This is a genomic window from Bacillus sp. JJ1764 (genome assembly GCF_036962145.1).
Classification (GTDB): domain Bacteria; phylum Bacillota; class Bacilli; order Bacillales; family Cytobacillaceae; genus Neobacillus.
The window spans coordinates 69821-94403 of the sequence record NZ_JBALNY010000053.1 but is presented as its reverse complement, the minus strand read 5'-3'; the positions used below and the strand labels follow the sequence as shown (position 1 = coordinate 94403).

At 38.9% G+C, this 24583-nt stretch carries 22 protein-coding genes and 2 pseudogenes; 8 read left to right on the top strand and 16 right to left on the bottom strand.

The window, feature by feature from the left end; genetic code table 11:
* Positions 1–189: 189 nt before the first annotated feature.
* Positions 190–1038 carry a BglG family transcription antiterminator LicT gene (gene licT, locus V7083_RS09075; RefSeq protein WP_335477195.1) on the bottom strand — a complete coding sequence of 283 codons (849 nt, stop codon included), beginning with the start codon at positions 1036–1038 and terminating at the stop codon, positions 190–192.
* Between the two features lie 429 nt (positions 1039–1467).
* Between licT and V7083_RS09070 the strand changes: the two genes are divergently transcribed.
* Entirely contained in the window at positions 1468–2058 is a 591-nt protein-coding gene (locus V7083_RS09070; RefSeq protein ID WP_335477194.1) for a guanylate kinase, read from the top strand.
* 57 nt (positions 2059–2115) lie between these two features.
* On the opposite strand, the gene V7083_RS09065 is transcribed toward V7083_RS09070, so the two are convergent.
* Positions 2116–2643 (bottom strand): NUDIX hydrolase, encoded by a 528-nt coding sequence (locus V7083_RS09065; RefSeq protein ID WP_335477193.1) that lies wholly within the window; start codon positions 2641–2643, stop codon positions 2116–2118.
* Positions 2644–2836: 193 nt separating this feature from the next.
* Here V7083_RS09065 and V7083_RS09060 point away from each other — a divergent pair, with 193 nt between their 5' ends.
* Positions 2837–3019 (top strand): hypothetical protein, encoded by a 183-nt coding sequence (locus tag V7083_RS09060; protein ID WP_335477192.1) that lies wholly within the window; start codon positions 2837–2839, stop codon positions 3017–3019.
* Positions 3020–3132: 113 nt separating this feature from the next.
* On the top strand, positions 3133–3738 hold the full coding sequence (locus V7083_RS09055) for a DUF421 domain-containing protein (protein ID WP_335477191.1): 606 nt from the start codon (positions 3133–3135) through the stop codon (positions 3736–3738).
* A 24-nt stretch (positions 3739–3762) separates the two neighbouring features.
* Here V7083_RS09055 and V7083_RS09050 read toward each other — a convergent pair whose 3' ends face one another.
* The 3 genes from V7083_RS09050 to V7083_RS09040 all read right to left on the bottom strand — a co-directional run bounded on the left by V7083_RS09050 (position 3763) and on the right by V7083_RS09040 (position 6602).
* Positions 3763–4662: a GNAT family N-acetyltransferase gene (locus V7083_RS09050; protein ID WP_335477190.1), complete on the bottom strand. Its 900-nt coding sequence runs from the start codon at positions 4660–4662 to the stop codon at positions 3763–3765.
* A gap of 175 nt (positions 4663–4837) precedes the next feature.
* Positions 4838–5809 carry an efflux RND transporter periplasmic adaptor subunit gene (locus tag V7083_RS09045; protein ID WP_335477189.1) on the bottom strand — a complete coding sequence of 324 codons (972 nt, stop codon included), beginning with the start codon at positions 5807–5809 and terminating at the stop codon, positions 4838–4840.
* A 172-nt stretch (positions 5810–5981) separates the two neighbouring features.
* Positions 5982–6602 (bottom strand): histidine phosphatase family protein, encoded by a 621-nt coding sequence (locus tag V7083_RS09040; RefSeq protein WP_335477188.1) that lies wholly within the window; start codon positions 6600–6602, stop codon positions 5982–5984.
* Between the two features lie 172 nt (positions 6603–6774).
* On the opposite strand from V7083_RS09040, the gene V7083_RS09035 reads away from it, so the two are divergent.
* From V7083_RS09035 to V7083_RS09020, 4 genes are all read left to right on the top strand, one after another.
* On the top strand, positions 6775–7464 hold the full coding sequence (locus tag V7083_RS09035; protein ID WP_335477187.1) for a response regulator transcription factor: 690 nt from the start codon (positions 6775–6777) through the stop codon (positions 7462–7464).
* Positions 7461–8465, top strand: coding sequence for a sensor histidine kinase (locus V7083_RS09030; RefSeq protein ID WP_335477186.1), 1005 nt, complete (start codon positions 7461–7463; stop codon positions 8463–8465). The genes V7083_RS09035 and V7083_RS09030 overlap by 4 nt, the downstream gene beginning before the upstream one ends.
* 103 nt (positions 8466–8568) lie before the next feature.
* A complete protein-coding gene (locus V7083_RS09025; protein WP_335477185.1) occupies positions 8569–9330 on the top strand; it encodes an ABC transporter ATP-binding protein in 762 nt (253 codons plus the stop codon).
* The gene (locus tag V7083_RS09020) at positions 9320–11266 is read left to right on the top strand and encodes an ABC transporter permease (protein WP_335477184.1); all 1947 of its coding nucleotides are present in this window, start codon (positions 9320–9322) and stop codon (positions 11264–11266) included. Before V7083_RS09025 ends, V7083_RS09020 begins: the two co-directional genes overlap by 11 nt.
* Before the next feature lie 73 nt (positions 11267–11339).
* Here V7083_RS09020 and V7083_RS23760 read toward each other — a convergent pair.
* The 8 genes and pseudogenes from V7083_RS23760 to V7083_RS08985 all read right to left on the bottom strand — a co-directional run.
* A pseudogene (locus tag V7083_RS23760) lies at positions 11340–11978 on the bottom strand (methyl-accepting chemotaxis protein); the annotation flags it as partial.
* Between the two features lie 300 nt (positions 11979–12278).
* A pseudogene (locus V7083_RS23755) lies at positions 12279–13028 on the bottom strand (CHASE3 domain-containing protein); the annotation flags it as partial.
* Between the two features lie 135 nt (positions 13029–13163).
* Positions 13164–14351 carry an ABC transporter substrate-binding protein gene (locus V7083_RS09010; protein WP_335477182.1) on the bottom strand — a complete coding sequence of 396 codons (1188 nt, stop codon included), beginning with the start codon at positions 14349–14351 and terminating at the stop codon, positions 13164–13166.
* 355 nt (positions 14352–14706) lie between these two features.
* On the bottom strand, positions 14707–15471 hold the full coding sequence (locus tag V7083_RS09005) for a YhfC family intramembrane metalloprotease (RefSeq protein WP_335477181.1): 765 nt from the start codon (positions 15469–15471) through the stop codon (positions 14707–14709).
* A gap of 200 nt (positions 15472–15671) precedes the next feature.
* Entirely contained in the window at positions 15672–16181 is a 510-nt protein-coding gene (locus tag V7083_RS09000; RefSeq protein WP_335477180.1) for an RNA polymerase sigma factor, read from the bottom strand.
* Between the two features lie 28 nt (positions 16182–16209).
* Positions 16210–18171, bottom strand: a complete 1962-nt coding sequence (locus V7083_RS08995) for a DUF6449 domain-containing protein (RefSeq protein WP_335477179.1) — start codon at positions 18169–18171, stop codon at positions 16210–16212.
* A complete protein-coding gene (locus V7083_RS08990; RefSeq protein WP_335477178.1) occupies positions 18146–19045 on the bottom strand; it encodes an ABC transporter ATP-binding protein in 900 nt (299 codons plus the stop codon). The genes V7083_RS08995 and V7083_RS08990 overlap by 26 nt, the downstream gene beginning before the upstream one ends.
* Positions 19038–19421, bottom strand: a complete 384-nt coding sequence (locus V7083_RS08985) for a GntR family transcriptional regulator (RefSeq protein WP_335477177.1) — start codon at positions 19419–19421, stop codon at positions 19038–19040. The genes V7083_RS08990 and V7083_RS08985 overlap by 8 nt, the downstream gene beginning before the upstream one ends.
* A 312-nt stretch (positions 19422–19733) precedes the next feature.
* Between V7083_RS08985 and V7083_RS08980 the strand changes: the two genes are divergently transcribed.
* The gene (locus tag V7083_RS08980; protein ID WP_335477176.1) at positions 19734–20339 is read left to right on the top strand and encodes a DedA family protein; all 606 of its coding nucleotides are present in this window, start codon (positions 19734–19736) and stop codon (positions 20337–20339) included.
* Between the two features lie 50 nt (positions 20340–20389).
* On the opposite strand, the gene V7083_RS08975 is transcribed toward V7083_RS08980, so the two are convergent.
* The 3 genes from V7083_RS08975 to V7083_RS08965 all read right to left on the bottom strand — a co-directional run bounded on the left by V7083_RS08975 (position 20390) and on the right by V7083_RS08965 (position 24309).
* On the bottom strand, positions 20390–21154 hold the full coding sequence (locus V7083_RS08975) for an NRDE family protein (protein ID WP_335477175.1): 765 nt from the start codon (positions 21152–21154) through the stop codon (positions 20390–20392).
* A gap of 101 nt (positions 21155–21255) precedes the next feature.
* Complete coding sequence (locus V7083_RS08970; RefSeq protein WP_335477174.1) at positions 21256–22890, bottom strand: ATP-binding protein; 1635 nt, start codon at positions 22888–22890, stop codon at positions 21256–21258.
* Between the two features lie 186 nt (positions 22891–23076).
* Positions 23077–24309, bottom strand: a complete 1233-nt coding sequence (locus V7083_RS08965; RefSeq protein ID WP_335477173.1) for a Zn-dependent hydrolase — start codon at positions 24307–24309, stop codon at positions 23077–23079.
* Between the last annotated feature and the right edge of the window lie 274 nt (positions 24310–24583).

Here is a 24583-nt window from a genome sequence, read left to right as displayed (position 1 = left end):
CGGGGTCTCTCCAGAACCGTACTCCCACAGGACATTGATTTTCTTCCTAGAATTCGCCCACGCACGAAGGAAATGCGTTAGCATTTTCGAGGAGTCTTCGTGCCTTCCGCTCCTATCAACAGGGTTTAAAATCAACAGTATTCTTTAACATAGCCTTTTTAAAAAAACTCCAGATTCGACAAACTTCTTCTATTTCAGTTTATGCCGATTCGTAACTCGATGAATATGGACGGTTAAATAGATTTCCTCATCTTTCGTCAAGCTCCAGTTAAATTGATTTTCTAAATAGGTCGCCACTTTTTCTGTACAAATATAGGCTTCGGGATACTTAAGCTTGATCTGTTCAAAAAAGAACTGGTCCACCGTCTCCTCTAGTTTTTCTTTTCGGACAAAACGAATTGCAAAAAAGCGGAGATGGGTTAGAAACCGTTCATAATTCACGGAGCTTTCGTCCAATTCCATTTTGAAATGATATTTGACGATGTTTAAAATCGTGTTCACCATTTCGGTAATTTGAACTGCCGTAGCCATGTTTTCACCCGATAACTGGCTATTGACTAAATGCAGCGCAATAGATGCCGCCTCATCTTCCCCAAGCGCAATCCCTGTTTCTTTTTCAATAATTTCAAGGGCTTTCTGGGCAATTTGAAATTCCTGCTTATAATACTTGCGAATTTCCCATAACAATGGATTTTTCAAATGAATCGCCTGTTTATGTCTGGTTATAGCAAAACTTAAGTGGTCCGTTAAGGCCACATATAGGTATTCATCTAATTTATATGGAAGTTGTGATTGGGCATAATCCAAAATTTTTGCTGAAATGTCTAGGTATTTCTCAGATGTGTCCCGCAATAGTTTTGCTAATTTTTCCGATACTCCATGGGTCTCCAATACAAATGTCTTTTCTATTTTAGAATGGTCAATCTCATCCCCAACCTTCTTCTGAAAAGCCAATCCTCTCCCCATCACGACGATTTCCTGTTTCGAACCATTTTGAGAAACGACGACATTATTATTCAGTATCTTCCTAATTTCCATATCCACTCGCCCTTGATTGAAGATTTTTGTATAAATAAAAAAACCTAAATTTGTACATAAGAATACCATTTTCGATACTCTTTCACAAATTTAGGTTTTGCCTGCCGAACAGTAACAATCCATATTTTTAAATGTAAACGATTACTATATTTGTTGTCAATAGTTGATTTAAACCTAGGGTAATACTAATACTGGGGTTGGAGTATGATCATTTTTGGATTCAATAAGTGGGTAAAAATTCCTTTGGACTAGCTCTGTCACATAGTGAATTTTAATTAGGAATTCCGTCTATATTCCCGAATATTCGCATAAATATATTTATATCCTTCCAGATGTATCCTTTGTTATAATGAACATAACCCCCTTACATCCCTGCTAAAAACTCTCCATAAGATCTTTAGGGTTAGGACACTATAAGGAGGCTTGCCTATGCACGAGATAAGAGGTAAAGAAAAAATATTTGTTTACACTGGTCCCGATGGTTCAGGAAGAAAGACTGTTGCTAAAATGGTTGCAACAGCGTTTGATATGGAAACCGTGATCTCTTATACTACCCGTTCCCCCCGCCATTACGAAATAAATGGTGAAGACTACCACTTTGTTGATGAGGAAACATTCAAAAAAATGCAAGCACAGCAGGAATTTCTTGAAAGCGTGGAAATTGATGGAATTCATTATGGCATTCGAGAGCAGGATATTGATGAAGCCTTTAAGAACCACCAACTTGTCTATTTGACGTTAAATTCAGAAGGGGCAGAAAAATTAAAATCAATGTATGGCGATGGTGTTATGCGGATTTTCATTTATGCAGACCGCGACACAGTTATTCAACGACAAAAGGATCGTCAGGATAGTGAGGAAGTCATTGAACGTCATATGTCCCATTATAATGAGACCATGAGTTATAAAAATAACTGTGAACATGTGTTTGAAAACTTTGACTCTCCACAAGTGGCCTATCAAATCAGCGAATTAATTGAATCCTATTTAGATCGAAATTTAACCGTGACGGATTATTAGTATTGTTTGCAAAAAGAGACACCTTCATTTTTTTAAAGGTGTCTCTTTTTTTGAAAATTAGTCCGTAATAAACTTATAGCGCAAAATCGCGGCAAGTCCGGCCCCGTGACTAAAGTCTCCATCAGCAACCATTTTTTTCAGCGTTTCCATACTGAGTTTATGTAAATCAATTTGTTCACTTGCCTCCAAATTTTGTTCCAATTTGGTTAAACCTGCCGCTGCAAACAAATAGATCTCCTCACTGGTCGAACCAGGGGAAGGATAAAAGCTTCCTAAATCAAGCCAATGTTCCGCTATACAGCCGGTTTCTTCTGCCAATTCCCGCTTCGCTGCTTCAAGCGGACTGGAATCAGTGGGGTCCATTGCCCCTGCAGGCAACTCCCATTGCCAGTTCTTAAAAGCATGGCGATACTGCTTAATACACCAAACATGTTGGTCCTCTGTTATAGGGAGAACACAAACCCCCTTAGCAAAATTAACATAGGAAAATGTCCCTTGATCTCCGTTCGGAAAGGTAACATCATCTATTGTAATCTCAAACCTGTCGATCTTTTGTTTTATTGAATCATTTATTTTCCATTCCATAATAGTGCCTTTCACTCCTCTGCATTTACCAATATGGATAGTATACCCTATTCAGCGTGCCTGTCACTAACTCTTTTAATCGAAACCAGGCACGTCTCTCACCATTTCCACATTTGCATCATAGATTGCATAAGTATAACCCTATTTAAATAAGATAAAGGTAAGCATCGCTGTTGAAGGGGGTTGTTCACTATTGGTTATTTTTAATAAATTGGCTTTATTCTTTGTTGTCCTATTTTCAGTCATCACGATTATCAATACTTATTTAGGGGAACATGAACGGGCGCAATCGAATGTTATTTACATGTTTTTGAACGGATTTGCCTATATTGCAACGGCGTTGGAAATGGAAAAGGAAAAAGAGCTTTTATTATAAACATGTTAGGTAGCAGGAGCTTTCCAGCTGCCTCTTTTATTTGTTACCCTTAAAAAAATAATAATGGACATGTTCGGAAATATTATTCTTAAGACTTTTTTGGAGGGATTAAGATGGATTGGAGTGTGATCTGGAAATCATTTGTTCTTATTTTTTCAGGGATTGCAATCTTACGAATTTCTGGAAGAAAGTCGATTTCGCAAATGACCCTTGCACAAACGGTTGTAATGGTTTCGATTGGCACGGTTATTGTGGCGCCACTTGTTGGCAAAAGTATGATTAGTACAATCTTAATTGGGGTTATTTTTGTTTTTTCCACTATATTGTTAGAATTTTTAGAGCTAAAGTTTAATGTCCTTGAAAAGTTGATTACCGGGAAATCAAAAATGGTGATTGAAAATGGGATTTTAAACATCGAGAACCTTCGAAAACTGCGTATGACTGTAGACCAACTGGAAATGCGGATGAGAAACGAGGGAATCTCAAAGATGGAAGATATAAAGATGGCCACCATTGAAGCCAATGGACTGCTGGGATACGAACTAAAAGACGACGCCAAACCCGTCACCGTCGGCGAACTCAAAAAAATCCTAAATCAATACCTCCCAACACCACAAAACATGACCCAACAGCCTGTCAATACAGAAACAAACCCACCAAACATCTTCGAAGAACTAAAAAATCCGGATGCCTCGAAACACCCGGACTATCTTCATTAAAGTGGGTGACAGGCACCTTTTCATTCAAATAGATAACTTATATTCATAACATGCAACACCCTCTACTTGTTTGAAACCTTCTTGTAGGTATAGTGCTTTGGCGCGTTCGTTTTCGCCGTTTACTGATAGGATGGTTCTAGTGTAGGACCTCTCTTTTGCAAATTGGAGCGCGGCTCTCAGGAGTAGCTTCCCGAGGCCTTTGCCTTGATATTCAGGGAGTATGGCTAGTGGTCCAATGTTCATAATGGGAGCATTTTCATATTCATCATTTGCTCCCCTTACGACACCAACGGGCTGTTGACCGTGGTAAAGAATTTTCATTCCTCCTTCCAGATAATTTTCACCTGCAATCATTTTCGTTACCATTTCCTTCGTAACAGGAGTCTCGTTCCCCTTCAGTTCAGCAAACGCTGCATTTCTAACCTGACTCCAAATCCCTTCGTCTTTACCGGGAGTGAAGTCTCTTATTATATAGCCCTCTGGTAAAACTAACGAAGGCACCACTACTTCCTCGCGAACTAACAGAAACGCATACCTTTCAATTGAAAATCCCAATCCTTCGATAGACTCCGCAAGATATTTATTATTTAAGGGAACAAAAATATAGAGTTTTTCCAGACCCTCTGTACGTCTCAATAACGCCTGAAACAGCAATGCATAGACTTCTGAATTGTTGATTTCCGAATGAAAAATACGAAACCGTGCTCTTTTCCCTTTCTTTTGATACTCATCCATAATTAAAGAGGCAGCAGCAACCATATTCCCCTGTTGATCCATCAATACATAAGTGGGATTCTCAGCATTAGGTTCAAAATTTTTTAAATCTGCATCATAAAGAAAAGAGTCATCCACTTCTAATCTATGTTTCTTGCAATAGTCAACAAAGACTTGAAGATGCGCTTGATCCAACTTTTCTACTTTCATTCGTTACACCCCATTCATACATTTTTCCCTTAAACATATATATTTCTTTTAAGAACAAGCTAGTTCCTTTATTGCCAACCTATTTCCTATCATCTATGAATCAAAAAAACCCTCTACTCTTATGCGTGATCAGCTAGAGCCGGGGGTTTACTGAAAAATGGTGACAGGCACCGTATTAATTTCCGCTTTTAGCGCTGCTATTGTTGCTGCTAGAATTTCCATTCCCGCTTGGTGGTCTCGTGCCTCCATCCATTCCATCAAAACCCGGCATCATGCCGCCTTGGTTGGAGGTACTGGTTGATGCTGTTCTTTTCGGGAGTTTGATGTAATCACCCTCGGTGACTCCTTCTGTTATTTCAATGTAATCGTCGTTGGAAATTCCTGTTTTGATCGTTCTTTGTTCGGTTTTGCTGCTGCCAGCGCTGTTAGAGCTTGACTTCATTACATTTACGTATTTTGTTTCATTTTTGGTATGAACCGCATCAACCGGTACATAAAGTGCGTTATCTTTGCTTTCTGCTAGAATCTCTGCTTCTGTGCTCATCCCCACCTTTAGGTTATCCGACTTAACGAGATGAATGGTCACATCAAAAGTCGAAGACCCGCTCTCTGAGGTACCTTCGTTAGCCACAGCAGTGACCATTCCCGTGTAGGTGGCATCTGGATAAGGAGTTACCGTTAAACTTACCGTCTGATTGACCTTCACCTTGGCAATATCCAATTCATCCACCGCAACAACCGTTTGTAAATCCGTATAATTGGTAAGATGAGCTACAGCCTGTCCTTTTGTTACGCGTTCACCGGTGCTAACAGAGACAGAGGTAATCGTTCCGTCTACCGGTGCCGTAATTGGATCACTATCATCCGTAAAGGTCACTAATTCATCTCCCGCACTTACCTTGCTTCCGGCGGAAACGAGCACTTCATCGATTTCATCGTTTGCATCCTTCACTTTAATATCCTCACTGGTTACAGGCTCAATCGTTCCCGAGCCGCTAATCTTTACCTCCAGCTTTCCTTTTTGTACAGTGGCCGAACTAATCTGAGTTGTTGCCGCTTCGCTGCTGCTGGATTTTGAGTGATACCACATATATCCCACATAACCAACAATTACGACACTAATGACAATCCAAATCCATTTTTTCATTTCGTTAACTCCTTTGACCATGGAAGATAAACTGCACCATAGCAAACTATTTTCTCGATCTCTATTATCTTGTGTTATTCTTAATTTACTCTTAACAAAACATTACTTTTTAAAAATTGGCCACAAAAAAACGAACAGCCTATTACTGTTCGCGTATTATGAAATTTTCTAATTAAACCCCAGGGATAAAAATCTTTTCAAACTGATAATCTCCATCCTCTTCATTAATTTGAATAACAGAGGCATTTTCAACTGGTTTAAAATCAGTAAGGCTCTCAATTGGCCAGTCCATTAAAAAGGTTAGCAGCATTTGAATGAAGGCAGCATGTGAAACGACCACCAGATGTTCATATCGTTGTTGACGCCGAACCCGCTCTACCACTGTATTCATGAACATGGTTGCCCGTAAATAGACATCGGCAAGTGATTCTCCATTTTGATAGCGAAAATAAAATTGACCGGCTGCCTTAAATTCCTTTTTCGACTCCGGTGTTCGATTGCTGAAATCGTAAAGGTTACCAAGCTCCCATTCTCGTAACAGTGGATTTTCTAAAAATGGTACCTGCTCGGGCAATAAAGAATGGATGGCTTTTGCCGTCTGTTTCGTGCGCAAATAGGGAGAACTATATAAAACTGTTTTTTCATTCACTATTGATCTCATGAATTCAGCGGTTTTTTGTACTTGATTTTGGCCTAGATCAGTCAAACTATGCTGTGAATCATGGGTATGTGCCATTCTCGTTCGATCCACATTATGCTCGGACTCACCGTGACGAATCAAATATAAATTCAAATCTCTCCACCCCTTTTTTTCATTCTCATCTTCTACTTTAACAACTGGAAAAGCTCTGGTAAAGATAATTATTTAAATAGTCTGATTTCTACTTTTTAAAACAATAGTAGCTGTTAGGAAATTTTTGCTATAAAATAAAAATGGCTTGATAAAGTAAAAGTGTGGTGGAAAAATGTTTAAACTATTGCTGATTGAAGATGATGCGACCTTATTTCAAGAAATCAAAGAACGGTTAACCGGCTGGTCTTATGATGTTTACGGAATCCTAGATTTTAGCCAGGTCATGCAGGAGTTTTCTTTCATTAAACCAGATTTAGTCATTATCGATATCCAATTGCCAAAATTTGATGGATTCCATTGGTGCCGCATGATCCGTTCCCATTCTAATATTCCAATTCTCTTTTTATCATCGCGTGACCACCCTACTGATATGGTCATGTCCATGCAGCTTGGAGCTGATGATTTCATTCAAAAACCATTTCATTTTGATGTCCTCATTGCCAAAATTCAGGCCATCCTTCGCCGTGTCTATAATTACAACACCGAAGCCATCGAGCTAAAAACTTGGAATGGGGCCACCATTGATTATCAAAAAAGCACCATTTCAAATGATTTGGGCTCAATTGAACTAACCAAAAATGAATTGTTTATATTAAAATTGTTAATTGAAAAGAAAAATACGATTGTAAGTCGTGAAGAATTAATTAAAAGCCTTTGGGATGATGAACGGTTCGTCAGTGATAATACGTTGACAGTGAACGTCAATCGCCTTCGCAAAAAGCTTGATGAACTAGGTCTAGGCCATCAAATTGAAACCAAGGTTGGACAAGGATACATTGCCGTGGAAGAGGATTATCTATGATAAAAAAATACATAATTGAGAGGCGAAGCTGGATTATTCTGTTTCTGTTCCTTCAGCTTTTAGTGGTGTTGGTTGCCTATTTGGATGCTGCCATCCCATTATTGCCCCTTCTGTACATCGTTTTTTTATCGACCATGATTTTCTTGATATTCTTCATTATTCGCTATCATGTTGAAACTAAATATTATCGCAGCTTGCAAGAGTGGGATACCTCCCTTGATTTAACGAGGTTGGCCCCTGCGGATCGTCCATTTGAAAAAATCATTGAGTCAAGTGTGATTGACCAAACAGAGCGTCTTAAACAAGATACAGCACAGAATATGAGACTGTTAGAACAAGAGAAGGATGACTTGTTATCTTGGATTCATGAAGTAAAAACGCCATTGACGGCAATGCATTTAATGATCGAACGGCTGGATGACGAAAAAATGAAAGCTCATTTAACCTATGAGTGGCTGCGCATTCATTTGTTGCTTGATCAACAGCTTCATCAAAAACGCCTGCCATTCATGAAGAATGACTTATTCATCGAAAAAGTCTCGCTGAAGTCAGTGATTTTTAAAGAAATTAAGGCATTGCAATCATGGTGTATACAAAAGGGAATCGGCTTTGATGTGGAACTTAAGGAGGAGGAAGTGCTGACAGATGCCAAGTGGCTGGCATTTATCATCCGACAGCTTTTAACAAATGCAGTGAAGTATAGTGAAGAATCCGACATTATCATTACTAGCACAAAATGGAATGGACAAACGGTATTAAAGGTACAGGATTTCGGCCGTGGCATCGATCCAAGAGATTTACCGCGGATTTTTGATAAAGGATTCACTTCCACGTCCAAGCATCAGGACAGTGCTGCAACCGGTATGGGCTTATATTTGGCCAAAAAAGCGGCTGAACCGTTATTGATTTCCATTCAAGTTTGTTCTAAGACTGGAGAGGGATCCACTTTCACCTTATCTTTCCCTGAGCGAAACGATTTCGATCATATTGCAGGCATGTGACAATAATGTCACATGCTTTTATCATTTGTTCGCTCAATCGAAGGAAGCGGATGACACCGCCTTTTATAATAAAGATATCGAATTAAGGAGTGTGTCATATAAGATGACTATTTTAGAAGCAAGAAATATTTTTAAAGCTTATGGCAATAAATTTAATAAGCAAGATGTACTAAAGGGATTGGATCTCCAAATTGATAAAGGTGAATTTGTTAGTATTATGGGGCCATCAGGTTCCGGAAAAACAACCCTATTAAATGTCCTCTCTTCTATCGACAAAGTGAGCGGTGGTACGATTGAAATTGAAGGTAAAGAAATCACTAAGTTAAAGGAAAAACAACTGGCCGAATTCCGCAAGCACCATTTGGGATTTATTTTTCAAGAGTATAATTTATTAGACACCTTGACTGTTAAGGAAAATATTCTGCTGCCGCTGTCGATTTCCAATACATCCAAAGCAGTGGCGAATCAAAAATTTACAGATGTAGCTAAGGAGCTAGGCATTTTTGACATCAAAGATAAGTATCCTAATGAAATTTCCGGGGGACAAAAGCAGCGAACCTCAGCTGCAAGGGCCTTTATTCATGAACCAAGTATTATTTTTGCAGACGAACCAACAGGAGCGTTAGATTCAAAATCAGCTTCTGATTTATTAAACAAACTTAGCCTCTTAAATCAAAACAGACATGCGACAATTGTGATGGTGACACATGATCCGGTGGCAGCCAGCTATTGTAGACGGGTAATCTTTATTAAAGACGGACAAATATACACACAACTAAACAAGGGCGACCAATCAAGACAGGACTTTTTCAAGGACATCATGAAAACACAAGGTGTGTTAGGCGGGGTGCAAAATGAGCATTAATCAATTAATTCTCCGTAACCTGAAAAAGAACCTAAAAAACTACTATTTATATGTATTTGCATTGATCTTTAGTGTGGCGCTTTATTTTTCCTTTGTAACCCTGCAGTATGATCCTGCAATGGATGCTACAAAAGGGACAATTAAAGGTGCAGCTTCCATTCGGGCAGCCTCTATCCTGCTAGTCGCGATTGTATCCATCTTTTTGTTATACGCTAATAATATTTTTATCAAACGGCGCAGTAAGGAAATCGGCTTATTTCAATTAATCGGGATGACAAAAAGCAGGATTTTTCGCATTCTTAGTGCCGAGAACTTTATCCTTTATTTTAGCTCTCTATTGATAGGAATCTTCTTGGGATTTTCTGCTTCACGATTAATTATTATGATTTTATTTAAAATTACGAAAGTCAATGCCGTGGCAAAACTGCATTTTTCCATGCACGCTTTGATCCAGACGTTAATTATTTTTAGCGCGATTTATTTGCTGGTGATGTTAATCAATTATTTATTTATTAAGAGACAGACCATTTTAGGCTTGTTTAGAGTGATTTCTTCGACAGAAGGCAAACTGAAAAAAATGTCAGTTTTCGAGATCATAATGGGGATTGTCGGGCTTGTTTTAATTGGTGTCGGCTATTATGTATCCTCAAAATTATTTGATGGCGATTTTGTAACCATGGTTCAGCTGTTTTCAGCCATGATCTTCATTCTTGCTTCCGTCATCATTGGAACCTATTTGTTTTATAAAGGGTCCGTCAGCTTTATTTTTCATCTTATTCGGAAAAAGAAGGATGGATATTTAAACATTAATGAGGTGTTATCCCTTTCATCAATTATGTTTCGCATGAAGTCAAACGCCTTATTATTAACGATTATTACCACCGTATCAGCCTTGGCTATTGGTCTCTTATCGTTAAGTTATATCTCCTATTATTCCGCTGAAAAAACAGCCAAAACACATGTGGCAGCTGATTTTGCGATTATAGATCCTAATAAAGCTGAAACGTTTGAAAATGCTTTAACAGATCACAAGATTTCCTTCAGCGATAAAAGAATCGATGTCCTTCAAGTGAAGGCGAATTTAAAATCTATATTGGAAAGTGACTTAGATACTTTAATGGCGAACTCTAGTGCCTTGCCTCTATCTGTTGTTAGCGAAAAGGACGTCAAAGGGGTTGAAGTATCCCCTAAAGAAACAGTTTTTACTGGTTACGATGATTTAATGGAAAAATTTATGACCCTTAAGGATTCTGGACAAATTGAATTAAAGGCAAAAAAAGAAACGTTTCAACTTGACTATTTGGGACTTAGAAAAGATTTCATTGTATCTTCCTATTTCACAAATGGGGGATCACCTACAGCGATTGTGGATAATAAAGTGTTTGAACAATTACGTGCGGGTCTTGATCCCAAATTACAAAAAAAATCAACCATCTTTATCGGGGTCACTATCAAGGATGAAGCAAAGCTTGAAAAAGCAAACCAGATTTTCAAAGACTTGAAGATCAGCGAGGACATCGATCATGATTCCCGCTTGGAAATGAGCATGAATCAAAAACAAACCATAGGGCTTGCCATGTTTATCGTTGGCTTTTTAGGCTTGACCTTCCTGATTACTTCAGGTTGCATCCTGTATTTTAAACAAATGGGTGAAGGGGAAGAGGAAAAACCAAACTACACTATTCTTAGGAAACTCGGCTTTACCCAAGGAGACTTGTTAAGAGGAATCCGGGCCAAGCAGTTATTCAGCTTTGGAATTCCGCTAGTAGTTGGACTGTCACATAGTTATTTTGCTGTGCAATCTGGCTGGTTCCTGTTTGGCGCTGAAGTATGGACACCAATGATTATCGTAATGGTATTGTATACGGCTCTTTATTCCATCTTTGGAGTGCTCTCGGTTCTTTATTATAAAAAAGTAATTAAAGCGGCACTTTAATTGAAGCATTAAGTTCCCCAGTTAGTAAAAAAGGCTTGCTCAACAATCGTTAAGTAAGCCTTTTTCTATGAGATTATACTTTAAACTTCCCAATTAGCGTTTGGAGTTGTTCTGACATTTTTGACAACGATAAAGCTGAGGAGGTGATTTCCTCCATGGATACCAATTGTTGTGATGTTGCCGCTGATACTTCTTGAGAGCCGGATGCTGCCTGTTCACCGATTTCAGAAATATGCTTCATGGATTGGGACATTTGCTCTGACCCAGCCGCCATTTGTTGAACAGCAGCGGACACCTCATGAATTTGGTCAGCTACATTCGTCACGGCTGTTTGAATTTGCGCAAATAAGGCTCCAGCTGAGCTGATGACTTCCAATCCCTCCGAGACCTCTGTTTTTGCCCCTTCCATTGACTGGATGGCCTGATGGGTTTCCCCTTGAATGCCTTTAATCAAATGGGCAATTTGTTGGGCGGAAGAGTTAGATTGCTCTGCTAATTTTCTAACTTCATCAGCGACAACGGAGAAACCCCGTCCATGCTCTCCTGCTCTTGCAGCTTCAATCGCCGCATTAAGAGCCAATAAATTCGTTTGTGCCGAAATATTGGAGATCACTTCAATAATTTGATTAATTTCTTGGGAACGTGAGCCAAGGTTACTAATGACTTCAGATAATCCATGAACTGTTTGATTAATCGATTTCATTTGCTCAATTGCGGTATGAATCGATTCCCCCCCGTTTGAAGCTTTTTCAGATGCCTCATTTGCTGTGTTGGTAACCACTTGGGAGTTACTCGCAATTTGATGGACGCCAACTGCCAATTCACGGATTGTACGGGTTGTTTCCTCAATACTGATAAACTGCCTTTCCACTCCTGAAGCCACTTCTTGAATGGATTGAGTAATTTGCTGGGAGGAGATTCTTGTCTCCTCTGCACTTGCCGATAGCTCCTCAGATGTTGCCGTAACTTGGTTCGCATTCATGCTGACTTGTTGAAGTAAGTCACGTAAATTACCCGTCATTTGATTGAAAGATTGAGCTAATTCTCCAATCTCATCCTTATTTTTGATTTTAATCTCTTCATCGGTTAAATCACCAGAAGCAATTTTCTCAGCCGCTTTTTTTAGGAAAATTAGCGGTCTGGAGATTTTTACACCAATTATGTACGAAATCAATAATCCTATTATTATCGAAATAACAGATAACACAAGGACTACAGTCTTAACAGAAGCTACACCACTTTCGGCAGCATCATGTCCACGATCTAAAAGCGATTGCTGAAAATGACTAAATTCGATCGTCTTATCGCTTAATTGATTAATAATTTCGGTACCGTGTTCAAAATTTAACAGTTTAAATGCCTCTTGATTGGTTTTTCTTAATGAAATAGCATTTTCAGCAAAGTCTCGGTAATCGTTTTCAAAACTGTTTAATTCGTTTAGTAGTTTCTTAGACTTAGGTGTTTTAATCACTTTGGCCAAGTCACCACTATAGTTTTTATAGTTTTCAACTGCAAAATAGTATTTTTGTAAGACTTGTTCATCACCTGTGAACAAGTAACTTTGCAGATTGACTTGTTCGTCCTTTGCCGCATTCTCCAAACTCTTAATCATCGTTAATTTTTTTGCTTTATCATCCACTAAATCCGTATATGTATCGTTAACGGATGAAATTTGATAATAGGAAACGACAGATTGGATAGCTAGAATGATTAATACGATGATAAATCCTGCCTGTAGCTTTTTTCTAATCGTCAATTTCATGAATGGCTATTCCTCCTATGTATAACGATTTTTTGACAAAATACACCTATTATTTTTATCGGAAAAATTTTCAATTTGTTTAGGTTTAACAAAAAAAGAAACGAAAGGCTGGATCACCTTTCGTTTCGCTTCTTATTACTTAGGATCTACTTTTGTGTTAAATACTTGCTGACCGTCTTTATATTCAAGAACAGTTGCTGATTTAATCGGGTTGTGGTTCTTATCAATTGATACAGTACCAGTTACAAGAGATAAATCTTTTGTTTTGGCCAATGCTTCTTTTATTTTACTAGAGTCGGTGCTTCCAGCACGCTTGATGGCATCTGCTAATAGGTAGACCGTATCGTAGCCAAGAGCATTGAACGCATTCGGAGAATCACCTTTGTATTTTTCTTTATAAGTAGAAACAAATGTTTGAATCTTTTTGTCAGGGTCTTCTGAAGAGTAATGGTTTGTGATAAAGGTATTGTTTAATGCATCTTTACCGGCAAGATCGATTAATTTTGGTGAATCCCAGCCGTCAGCTCCCATTAATGGAGCTGTAATTCCTAATTCACGAGCTTGTTTTACGATTAAACCTACTTCTTCATAATATCCTGGAATAAAGATGAAATCTGGATTTTTTGCCTTAATGCGAGTCAGGGTTGCATGGAAATCTGTATCTTTTGCTACATAAGCCTCTTCAGCTACAATTTTCCCGCCAGCCTTTTTGTATGTTTCTTTGAATGATGCTGCAAGACCCTTAGCATAGTCGCTGGCACTGTCAGCAAAAATCGCTGCATTTTTGATTTTTAATTCATGAGCGGCAAAGTTCGCTGCTACAGTTCCTTGGAATGGGTCGATAAAGGAAGTACGGAATACATATTCATTTAATTTTCCACTGTCACTTACGGTTACGTTAGGGCTTGTACCTGATGGAGTTAAAAGAACTGTTTTCGTGTCATTAGCGATTTGTGCCTGTGCTACGGTATCACCACTGGTAGCAGCACCGATGATTGCTGCTACTTTATCCTGGCTTGTTAATTTAATAGCACCGTTTGTAGCTTCGGCAGCATCCGATTTGTTATCAACTTTTATTATATCGAGCTTTTTGCCGTCAACGCCGCCCTTTTTGTTAATTTCTGCAACGGCAAGATCGATTCCTTTTTCGAGTGATTCACCGTAGGAAGCAACTCCACCGGATAGCTCCAGGTTAACCCCTACTTTGATTGATTTGTCATCTGAGCCTGAAGAACTGCCGCCCGCTCCCGAGCATCCAGCCAACACTCCAGCTAACATCGTTGAGGCCATAAACATCTTGGCCCATTTTTTCTTACTATTCATAGTTGAACCCCTCTTCTATTGTTTGATTTTTCTGACAAATCAGTGTGTTAATATGCATTACTTTAACTTTCTAACCTGTCTGCCAATCTATTATTTTAATAATTAGTATTTTAAAACAATATTCTTAATTAGTCTAGTATATTATTCAATTTATTAAAATATTTCTGAAACTTGTGATTTATCAATATATTTGTTAACGCTTACATGAGTATTACATCAAATAAAACTATCCTGCATCCATAAAAAAATTATTTAAGACAAAAAAAATCTGCCCCCTTTTAGGATGACAGGCACCAAACTTCATTTATGGAACAACCGGCTCTTTTGAAATCGTTCAAAAAGGTGACAGGCACCGCTACATTTTTCTTTCTGTTTTTTTGATGAAAAGGAATGCCACTGCTGCAATGATGGCAATGTAGATTTCGAGAAACCAAAGGCTTTTGATGTGGCCTGTTTGTATGAAGGTGAATGGAAAGTCAATTACCACATGGATAAGAACGGCATAGATGACGTAAGTGAATTTCTTTTTCGTGACTGCCAGTAATACTAACAGGCTAAGCGCTATTTGTATGAACATGGAGCATAATCGTTCGACACATGCTAAAAGGTAAAAGGATACTCCGTTGTTAAGTACTGATTCTTTAATTGTTTCGAGTTGTTCTGCCGGCATTTTTCCGCCAAGCTGTGCTTCCAAAGTTCCTGAATTGATCATGAAAGCGAACAAAAGGTTTGGCACGACGATCATGAACACTACTAAGATGGCTTCGATACCGCCCCAACCGATTCCAAAGGAAATACCGCTCTTATAATCACGGTATTTTTTTAGTAACCAAGTAAATAGGATCCATCTTCCAACCTCTTCAAACAATCCCGCTGCAAAGGCCCCGTATGTGCCAAAAAGCCACGGATGATCATTGTAAGTCGGGAAATTCGTTATGACTACAAAATGCATTGCTTTTTCTAAAACTTGTGTGAAAACAATAAAACCTATCGCCCCAATGATTAGTGGTTTTACTTGGATCCCCGTTTTCTTCCGATATAACATAATAAAACCAACAAATAAACTAATTGAAAAAATAATAGGAACAAACATAGATATGATGGTAGCTGTACTTACCATTAGATTTCTCCCCCTTTTAATTGACCCTGATTCGTTTTATTTTCAAATTTAATTATATTATCATTATCAATAATGATAATATAAGATATTTTCTCATACGTCAATACCCATTTTTTAAAAACTGCATTGGGATAACTTTATTTTTATAAGACAAATGAAAATAGGACACCCCCTTTATCAGGAGTGTCCTTAATTCAATATTATGCAGGCATTTTCCGTTTTAATTGTTTCCTTGCCCGATACAATCGGGTTTTCACTGTAGCTGACTTTACATTAAGCAGGCTGGCAATTTCATGTTCTTTTAGGCCATACTGAACTTTTAAGATCAACACTTCTTGGAATTCACTCGATAACTTTCCGAGTGAGCAACCAATTTCCTCTTGAAGCAGGCGGATACAGACCGTTTCCTCCGTGCTGATTCCCAATGTATCCGGTCCCAGAATTGGCTCCATCATTGCAGAATCAACCAACAGCCAATCCCGCCTTTTTTCAAACCTTAGAAAATCGATTGCCGTCCTCGCAGTTATGACGGAAAGCCAGCCACCCAATTTTTGTGGGTCATCCACCGTATCCAGCTTTTTATAGGCTTTAATAAAAGCCTCTTGGACAATATCCTCTGCTGAATAATGTTCTCTGGTATATTTTAAAGCAATATAATACATCTGCTTGGCATATATTGAGTAAAGTTCGTCAAAATCTGGGCTGTTCAAGTCCCCACCCCTTTTCAAAACTACTATGTTATTTAAAATGTTCCTTTATAAAATCAGGCACATGCGCTTCATCGAAAGACCAAACATCGTAATATTGGCCGCTGTTATAACAAAAAACAGCCGTGTATTCTTGGTCATTCCCTGTTCCCGCCTGATTTAAAGCTTCCTGAATTTGATCTTTATCGGTAATTTTCAGAACGTTCCCGCTTTCTTCCACTTCTTTTTTCACAAGATCGTAATCTTTGTCGGCATAATCCCCTTTTGTTACTAAAATAGAGGAAATATCATCAGCCGTAACTAGGGCTTGATCCGCAAGGTTTTTCTGCTTTAACCACTCCATTATTTTTCGATAATTAGGACTCATTTCAATGGAAATGAAACGGTCAGTTCCAAGGTTAAGCTCAAAGTTTGAACCTCGATACTGATAATAGTGATGCTCCTCATAGGTTTCCTCTAAAATATCCTGCTTTAGCAGGGCTATTGCTTCCTTAATATCATTAGGGTCTTTCAGACTTACACTTTTACCACTAGGTCCATGCGGCAAAATGTTGATTGTCTTGATGTTTGACTCGTCGACCTTAAATAGCTGATTATTGGCTAGCTTATACTCCCTAGATTCATAAATAGGCTGATACAGATCCTCATAAAGCTTCATGTTGACCCGATATTCACGAATGACGGAATGACCATTTTTCAACTTGTATTTAAAGAAAAAGTTCCCATCCGTTGGTTTTTTTGATTGATTAATATGTTTATCTTTAAGAATCTGTTCATGAAGTTTAATAATATTCAAGACAGTCTTTGAATTTTTCAAAGGTGCCGGTTTGGCATACGTTGACTCCCAGCTATCGCCCATAAAATAATTGCTAGGACTGTCCGTAAACTCGACATTCATAATTTCTTCTTGGTCAGGAATACGATTTTCATAAATTCCTAGAGTCTGCGTACCTATCGCCAGTAAGGCAATGATGGCTAAGAAAACAAGCAACCCCTTGACTCTGGTAAATACTCTCCAGGATTTTTGCAACACCATTTCTGCTAAGAAATACCCGGCTGCACCCCCAAGTACATAGCCAAAAAGAGTCCACCCAAAGCTACTATTTGAAACCTGGTTAAAATAAGATCCGCCCAAAAGCATCGTGCAAAATGCTGCTCCGTACTTAAACACACAGCGCAATTTTGGGAAGGCAATCGCTTCTGAGGCTGTTTCTAGGTTTCTTTTTCTATAAAAAAGAAGGGCTAAACCGTAAAGAATAACACTAAGCCCCATAAAAATCCCGGCATCACTCCAGTGAAATTGCTTCTCATTCAGTCTCGCCGCAAACGTAATAGGAGACAGGCGCTCTATCTGTTTGCTTAAGAAATATTCGCTTGGAAATCCAAAAAGCAAGATTTTTAGATTATAGAATAGGAGCAGCATGAACCCGGCCGGAAATAGCAGAAAAATATAGGCAAGGACTGCCTGAACAGCTGAAATCCCCGTCAATGTTGCAATCCAAACAGCGGCAGCATATAAAAGCAGGAGAATCACCAAGGTTGTTCCCGCCCAATAATAAATATCAGAGACTGAATAGATCAGGTGAAGATCAAATACAGCGTTCATTACATGCAGTATAAGTGTGATAAGCACTATAGGAATGATTAGAAATACCATTCCAGCTAATAAATAGTGATAAAAGATTTTGTCACGCTTCAACGGCAAACTGTGGATCAGATCTGTTGCTTGCTTCACATGTAAAAAACGAAATAGAAACACGGCCAAAATGACAGGAATAATCACAGTCAATCCGATTTGAAATTCAAAATTAAAATGAAACAGATTTTCCGGCTTTTGCATCACTCTCATATACTCTTCATCTGAGTATGTTAAAAGAATTCGAATCGGCAGCAGAAATAACAAGCCGATAAAATAGACTATGGAAATCCAACCGGTGCTTCGGCTGATTTGCAGCAGCAATTCCTTATTAAACAATGACATTTTTGATGGCATAGCCGATATCCCCCATTTCGTAAATAAAGATCTCTTCAAGTGTTAGCGGGAGCAAGTCAAAAATGACCGGGCTGGTGCTACGAATTTGTTTGGCTATTGTCTCTTCCTGTCCTCTGACAATGAGGAGAGAGACACTGCCGCGTTTTTCAGTGTGAAGCGGGTTTAATTTTTCCAGCAATAAGTCAGGAATCCCATTTTTATAGGCCACCTGGACTTTATGGATATCCGCTTTCAGTTCATCTAGCTCTTTTTCCATGATGAGTGTTCCTTTATGAATAATGCCAATGTGATCACAAAGGTCTTCGATTTCTCGGAGATTATGTGAGGAGATTAAAATGGTCATCTCACGCTCCGCGACATCATGAATGAGCAGGTTTTTTACTTTTTTCCGTACAACCGGGTCAAGACCGTCCATCGGCTCATCAAGGATTAAAATTTCTGGTTTTGCCGATAGTGCCAAAATAAAGGCCACTTGTCTCTGCCATCCCTTTGAAAAGGTATGGATTTTTTTATTTACATTGACATCAAATAGTTCAACCAGTTTTTCAAAACGTTCCTCGTCCCAAGTAGGGTAACAGCTTTTGTAAAAGCGAGCCATTTGCTTCGTATTGTATTGGGGCAAGAAATACGGTTGATCCGGTATGTATAATAATTTTTGCTTTATATGCACATTTTCATATACTGGTTGGTTATCGATCGTAATCGGTCCCTGGTCGGGGCGATAAATTCCAACCAGAAGTTTAATTAGGGTTGTTTTCCCGGCACCATTTGATCCAATTAACCCGTATATGGAACCTTTTTGGATGGATAAATTGACGTTTTCCAGCGCTTTTGACCTGTTAAAGGCCTTGCTGACATTCTTCATTTCAATCATTCGTTTCCCCTCCCCTTTTAGCATCTATTTCGTGGATAAACTGAATGATTTGGTCGGCGGTTATCCCTAGATAGAATGCCTCATGGATCAGTTTTTCCAGCTCCTGCTTAACTTTCTCTATTTTTTCTTTGTCTTTCGTATTGGTCGGATGTACAAAGCTGCCTTTACCCTTAATGGAATATATAAACCCTTGGGTCTCTAGCTCCCTATAAGCCTTTTGAATCGTATTCGGATTAATCGTTAGCTCCGTGGCCAAAGTCCGAACTGATGGCAGCTGTTCATCAGGCTTAAGAACCTCAAGCATGATCAGCTCCTTCACCTTTTCAACCAACTGCTCATAAATCGGCTTACGGCTCCTTATGTCCAACTCAAACATAATGGACCCCCCATCTACACAAAGTGTACCAACTGTACTACCATACGTAATACAGTACAATTATATTCCATCCGTTTGAAAAAGAAAAGCCTTAATTTGCTAATTAAACAGGAGTGTCCATTCCAGGAGGACAAATGTCCACGAATGGTGCCTGTCACCTTAGATATCCCTTTTGATGCACCCTTTTGTCGCACCTTTTTGATAGAACCAATTGATGTACCTTTTGAAGATACATTGCTTTAGCTCTTTGACATTTGGGGTGTAAGTTTGATATGTTTTGCTCAAGATTTGTTTTATAGGATGGGTGGATGTATGGGTCATTTGTGGTTTTTGATTGGCCATTATGGGTATTGGGGGATTGTGATTGCTTTGATTGGCGGGATTGTAGGTCTGCCGCTTCCGGATGAGGTTTTGCTTACGTTTGTTGGCTATAATGTATATTTAGGGAATATGGCCTATCTTCCTTCGATTTTGTGTGCATTTGCTGGGGCCTGTATTGGAATAACACTTAGTTATTTATTAGGTTTAAAATTAGGGTTGCCCTTTCTAAAACGATTTGGCCCTAAGCTACATATTACCGAGGATCGAATCGAACAAACGAAGAAATTATTTGAGAAAATGGGCCCGCTACTTTTGTTCATTGGATACTTTATTCCCGGAGTTCGTCATGTTACAGCATACCTTTCAGGCATAAACGGCTACAGCTATAAAAAATTTTTCCTTTATGCTTATTCAGGTGCCTTTACTTGGTGCTTTACCTTTATTACCGTAGGCAAAACTCTTGGAGAAAATTGGCGTTTTGTAGAATTTTATCTTTCCAGATACAGCATCTATCTGTTTCTTTTGCTGTTGATTGGCAGTTATATCACCTATGTCTACTGGAAAAAAAGACGTTTTATCAAGATGCTTGACGAATAAAAAGCCAACATCCCCTTTATAATGGGTGTTGGCTTCTTTTCTACTGGTTTCTACATACTTTGAATACAAAAATGAAAATCCCTCTCACTCACATGCCCTTCCACAAAAACCCGCTCTACATATTGAACCTCCTGATCCGACATCAATAAAACAGTCGAACTTCTAGTTCCGTAATTCTCACTCTTAATAAAAAGCGGTGAAAGCACCCTTTCCCATTCTAATGTGACTCCTGTCTTAGGCAGGAGCTCATCTGGAACCGGGTCCGAATCCTCCAGCAGACCTAATAACCGCTCTACCAAATTATCGGGATTCTCGGATAAGATCTTTAAGAGACCCTCTTTGCCTTTTTTCACCTTCGGCCATTCTGTGTTAAGCAAATGGTTACTGACACCATAAATTCCGGGCTCCAGTTTTTCAAGTGTCAGCCCTACATTCGAATAGTAATAAAGTTCATTAACATCTCCAACTAATAAATTATATCCAGGGTAAAAATGCCCCTCCTTCTTTACTTTTTCCAAATAGTCATCTAACTGACCTGCATAATGTAAAGAGTTTGCCACGAGCTCACCACGCGAACGCTTCCCCTTTAAGGATTCATTTGGATTCCGGTAATTGGTGAGGGCTGCCATCCGGCCATACCTTGTAACCCCCATCCACGTTCCTAATTTCTCCAAATCTCTCCCAGCAAGGATCTCCGGATGATCCTCCCAATAGTGTGCAGATAAGGTTGGCCGCTGTAAAAACTCATCCCGGTTTGCGGCAACCAGCAATTTATATATAGGGTGGACCTTATAAGCGAATAGAATTAAACACATTTACGGATCACTGCCTTTTTGAAATATTTCCTTATTCTTATTATTACACCCTGACTTACTATACTTCAAAAAAGAGACTTCCGATTCCAGGTCGCCTCACATCACCCTATATTTTCAATTATTAATGGCAGTCTAATCTCCACCACGGTTCCTTCGTTTTCCATACTTGAATAACGGATCGTGCCATTATGCTGCTTAATTATCTTGTGGCAAATCATTAATCCTAAACCAGTTCCTTTTTCTTTTAAGCTATAAAACGGTTCGCCCAACCTCGGAAGCAATTCAGCCGGAATGCCACAGCCCTGATCCTTAATCGTAATTAAACCGATGGCTTCCCCATCTTTTTTCAAATCGATTGAAATTTCACCACCAAGAGGCATGGCTTCTATGGCATTTTTTAACACATTTAAAACTACCTGCTTTAGTTGATTTTTCTCACCGATCATATAAAAAAGTTCATCCTCCCATTGGAGGTTAAACTGTATACCATTCATTAACGCCTGTGGTGAAAGAAGTTCAAGAGTATTTTCAAGCAAATCCCGCAAGTCAGTCCGCACAAGCTTCACTGCCTGCGGTTTTCCCAAAGCCAGCATTTCACTGGTAATCGTTTCAATCCGTTCTAGCTCATTTAAAAGCAATTCGCTGTATTCAAACGAGCTATTCTGTGCCTTTACTAATTGTACAAATCCCTTGATTGTAGTCAGAGGATTCCTAATTTCATGGGCCACACCAGCGGCTAGTTCCCCAACAATCGATAGCTTTTCCGATTGCAGGAGAATAGCTTCGGATTTTTTCCGTTCAGAAATATCTCTGCTTATAATGACGATATGTTCAATTTCCTGATTTTCACCGCTCACAGGCATGCAGCGAGATTCAAATTCAATCCAACTGCCATCCTTATGGAGGAGACGGAATTCCATTGAGTCCGATTCTCTTTTCTGAAAAATATCAACGATTTTACTTCTAAATAAAGCTACATCTTCAGGATGAATAAATTGGCAAAGTTCAATCTTTTCGAGCTCTTCCATATGATATCCCAAAACCTGTTCATGGGAAGGAGAAAAATAACAGATTGAATGGTCACGGTTCATGACTTTTATCAAGTCAGATGTATTTTCGGCAATTAATTTATATTTTGATTCTCCTTCTTCAATCATCTTATACATTTCTGTCAATCTATTATTTAAACGATACAGTTTACTGTAAGATTCAATGAGTAATACACCGAGCGTGACACCCACTAAGACGAAAAATAAATATTGTAAATGAAAGAGAGGCTCTCCCGGTAAAACATTAAAGATGATCACATTTATGAAGTAAATAACAACATATGTGATGGAGAAATAGACAGCTTTTTTAACAGTACTAAATCGTGAGCTCCGAGTATGTAATAGTAAAAAGCTGCAAACGAGAATTAGCAATCCAATAATCGCTGGTGCCCAATGACCACTTGAAGACAATCTAGCAGCCAATGCCAAACCCGCTGTAATCATTCCACCAATCGGCCCAAAATACGTAAAGCTTAAAATGATTGGGGCAAATCGGATATCGTAGATGTACCCTTGTTGTCCAAAGGACATTTCCACCAAAACAATCGAAACTAATCCACCATAGAGTCCACCTAAGTAGCGAGCATATTTAATTGGCCTAAAATTAAAAAACGATTGGATCACTGCAGGAATGCAAACCATCAGCGAAAAAATTGATAAATTAACAATATAACTCATCGTAAACATCCAACTCACACCCAAAACCAATTTACCTCTATCATAAACCAGACGCCCTAAATTTGGAATACAACCTTTTTACGGTAATTAAGATAAATAAATCAAAAAGGCGACCATCCACCCCACACGGACATTTGTCCACGAATGGTGCCTGTCACCTTTTGTGTCACCTTTTGTGTCTCCTTTTGCTTTTAACTATTTTGATAAAAGACCTAGTACGGTATCTAGTATGACGTTGACACCTTTTTCACAGTCTTCCCAAGCGGTTAGTTCTTCTTCGCAGTGGCTTTTGCCTTTGAGGCTTGGGACGAATAGCATGGCTGTTGGAACGAGACCGGCGATGAATTGGGCGTCGTGACCGGCTCCACTTACCATTCTTTTATTGGAGTATCCAAGGGATTGTGCAGATCGCTCTAATAGTTGGCAAATTTCTGGATCAAACCAAACTGTATCACGGTCCCAGAGCTTGGTCGTTTTAATTTCACAGCCCTCGTTAAGTCCTAAATTAGGCATGCTTTGTATGAAATCCTTAACGGTATTCACGATATCCATGTCTTTATGACGTGCCTCGAGGGTAAACACAACCTTATTAGGAATAACGGTGTGTATACTAGGATACACATTTACCCTACCGATGGTAAAAACTAGTTCCCGATCCAAAGCACCTAACCGTTTCCGAATTTCATTAATCAAATTATTCGTTGTAAACAGGGCGTCTTTTCGCATATCCATCGGCGTCGTACCTGCATGATTAGATTCTCCGGTAACCTCAATTTCATAGCAGGCCATTCCGACGACACACTCCACCACGCCAATGGAAAGTGCTTCTTTTTCTAGAATCGGTCCTTGCTCGATATGCAATTCCAAAAATGCGGTTGCCTCTTTTAGTCGATTTTCAACTTCTCCCTCGTATCCAATCGCTTTTAATGCTTCTCCAAAGGTAACACCTTCTGAATCTCGTTTTTGCAGCATTGTCTCCTTATCAAATTTTCCAGATATGACTCCCGATGCCATCATGGACGGCTCAAATCGGGCTCCCTCTTCATTTGTAAAATTAACAATAGTAATTGGAATTTTTGGTTTTATGTTATTCTCCACTAAGGTTCGTACCACTTCCAGCCCCGTGATGACACCTAATACGCCATCAAACCTACCGCCTTTTTTGACTGAATCGAGATGTGATCCTATTAATATCGGCGGTTTATTCTCTTCACCCATCAAGGTGGCATACATGCAACCCATATCATCAACCTTGACCTCGAGATCTAATTCTTCACAGCAAGTTCGAAAATAGTCTCTTACACGTCGATCCTCCTCTGACAGCGATAACCGGGTAACCCCATTCTGTTCTGTTTTTCCAAACTCAGCAAATCGTTCCAGCTCCTGCTTAAGTCTTTCCCCATTTATCAATAACTTTTGTTTTTGCATCTTGGAACACTCCTTGTTTATAAAATGAGATTACGATTCCTTCATTCTTTTGTTCTCTTGGAGTCAATGCTTCGAATTCCATCTGACCATCAAAATATAGAAAAGATAATTTGTTATTTAACATAATATTCAGTCTAATTTAATTATACAATAACCTATTCCCTTGTCATTAGACAAAACATCAAACCCTTTATCTATTTATTTTTATAAACTGTACAGTCTAAATCCTTCATTTTAGAATTTTCAAGCGCTATACTAGTTGGAGATGTCTTTT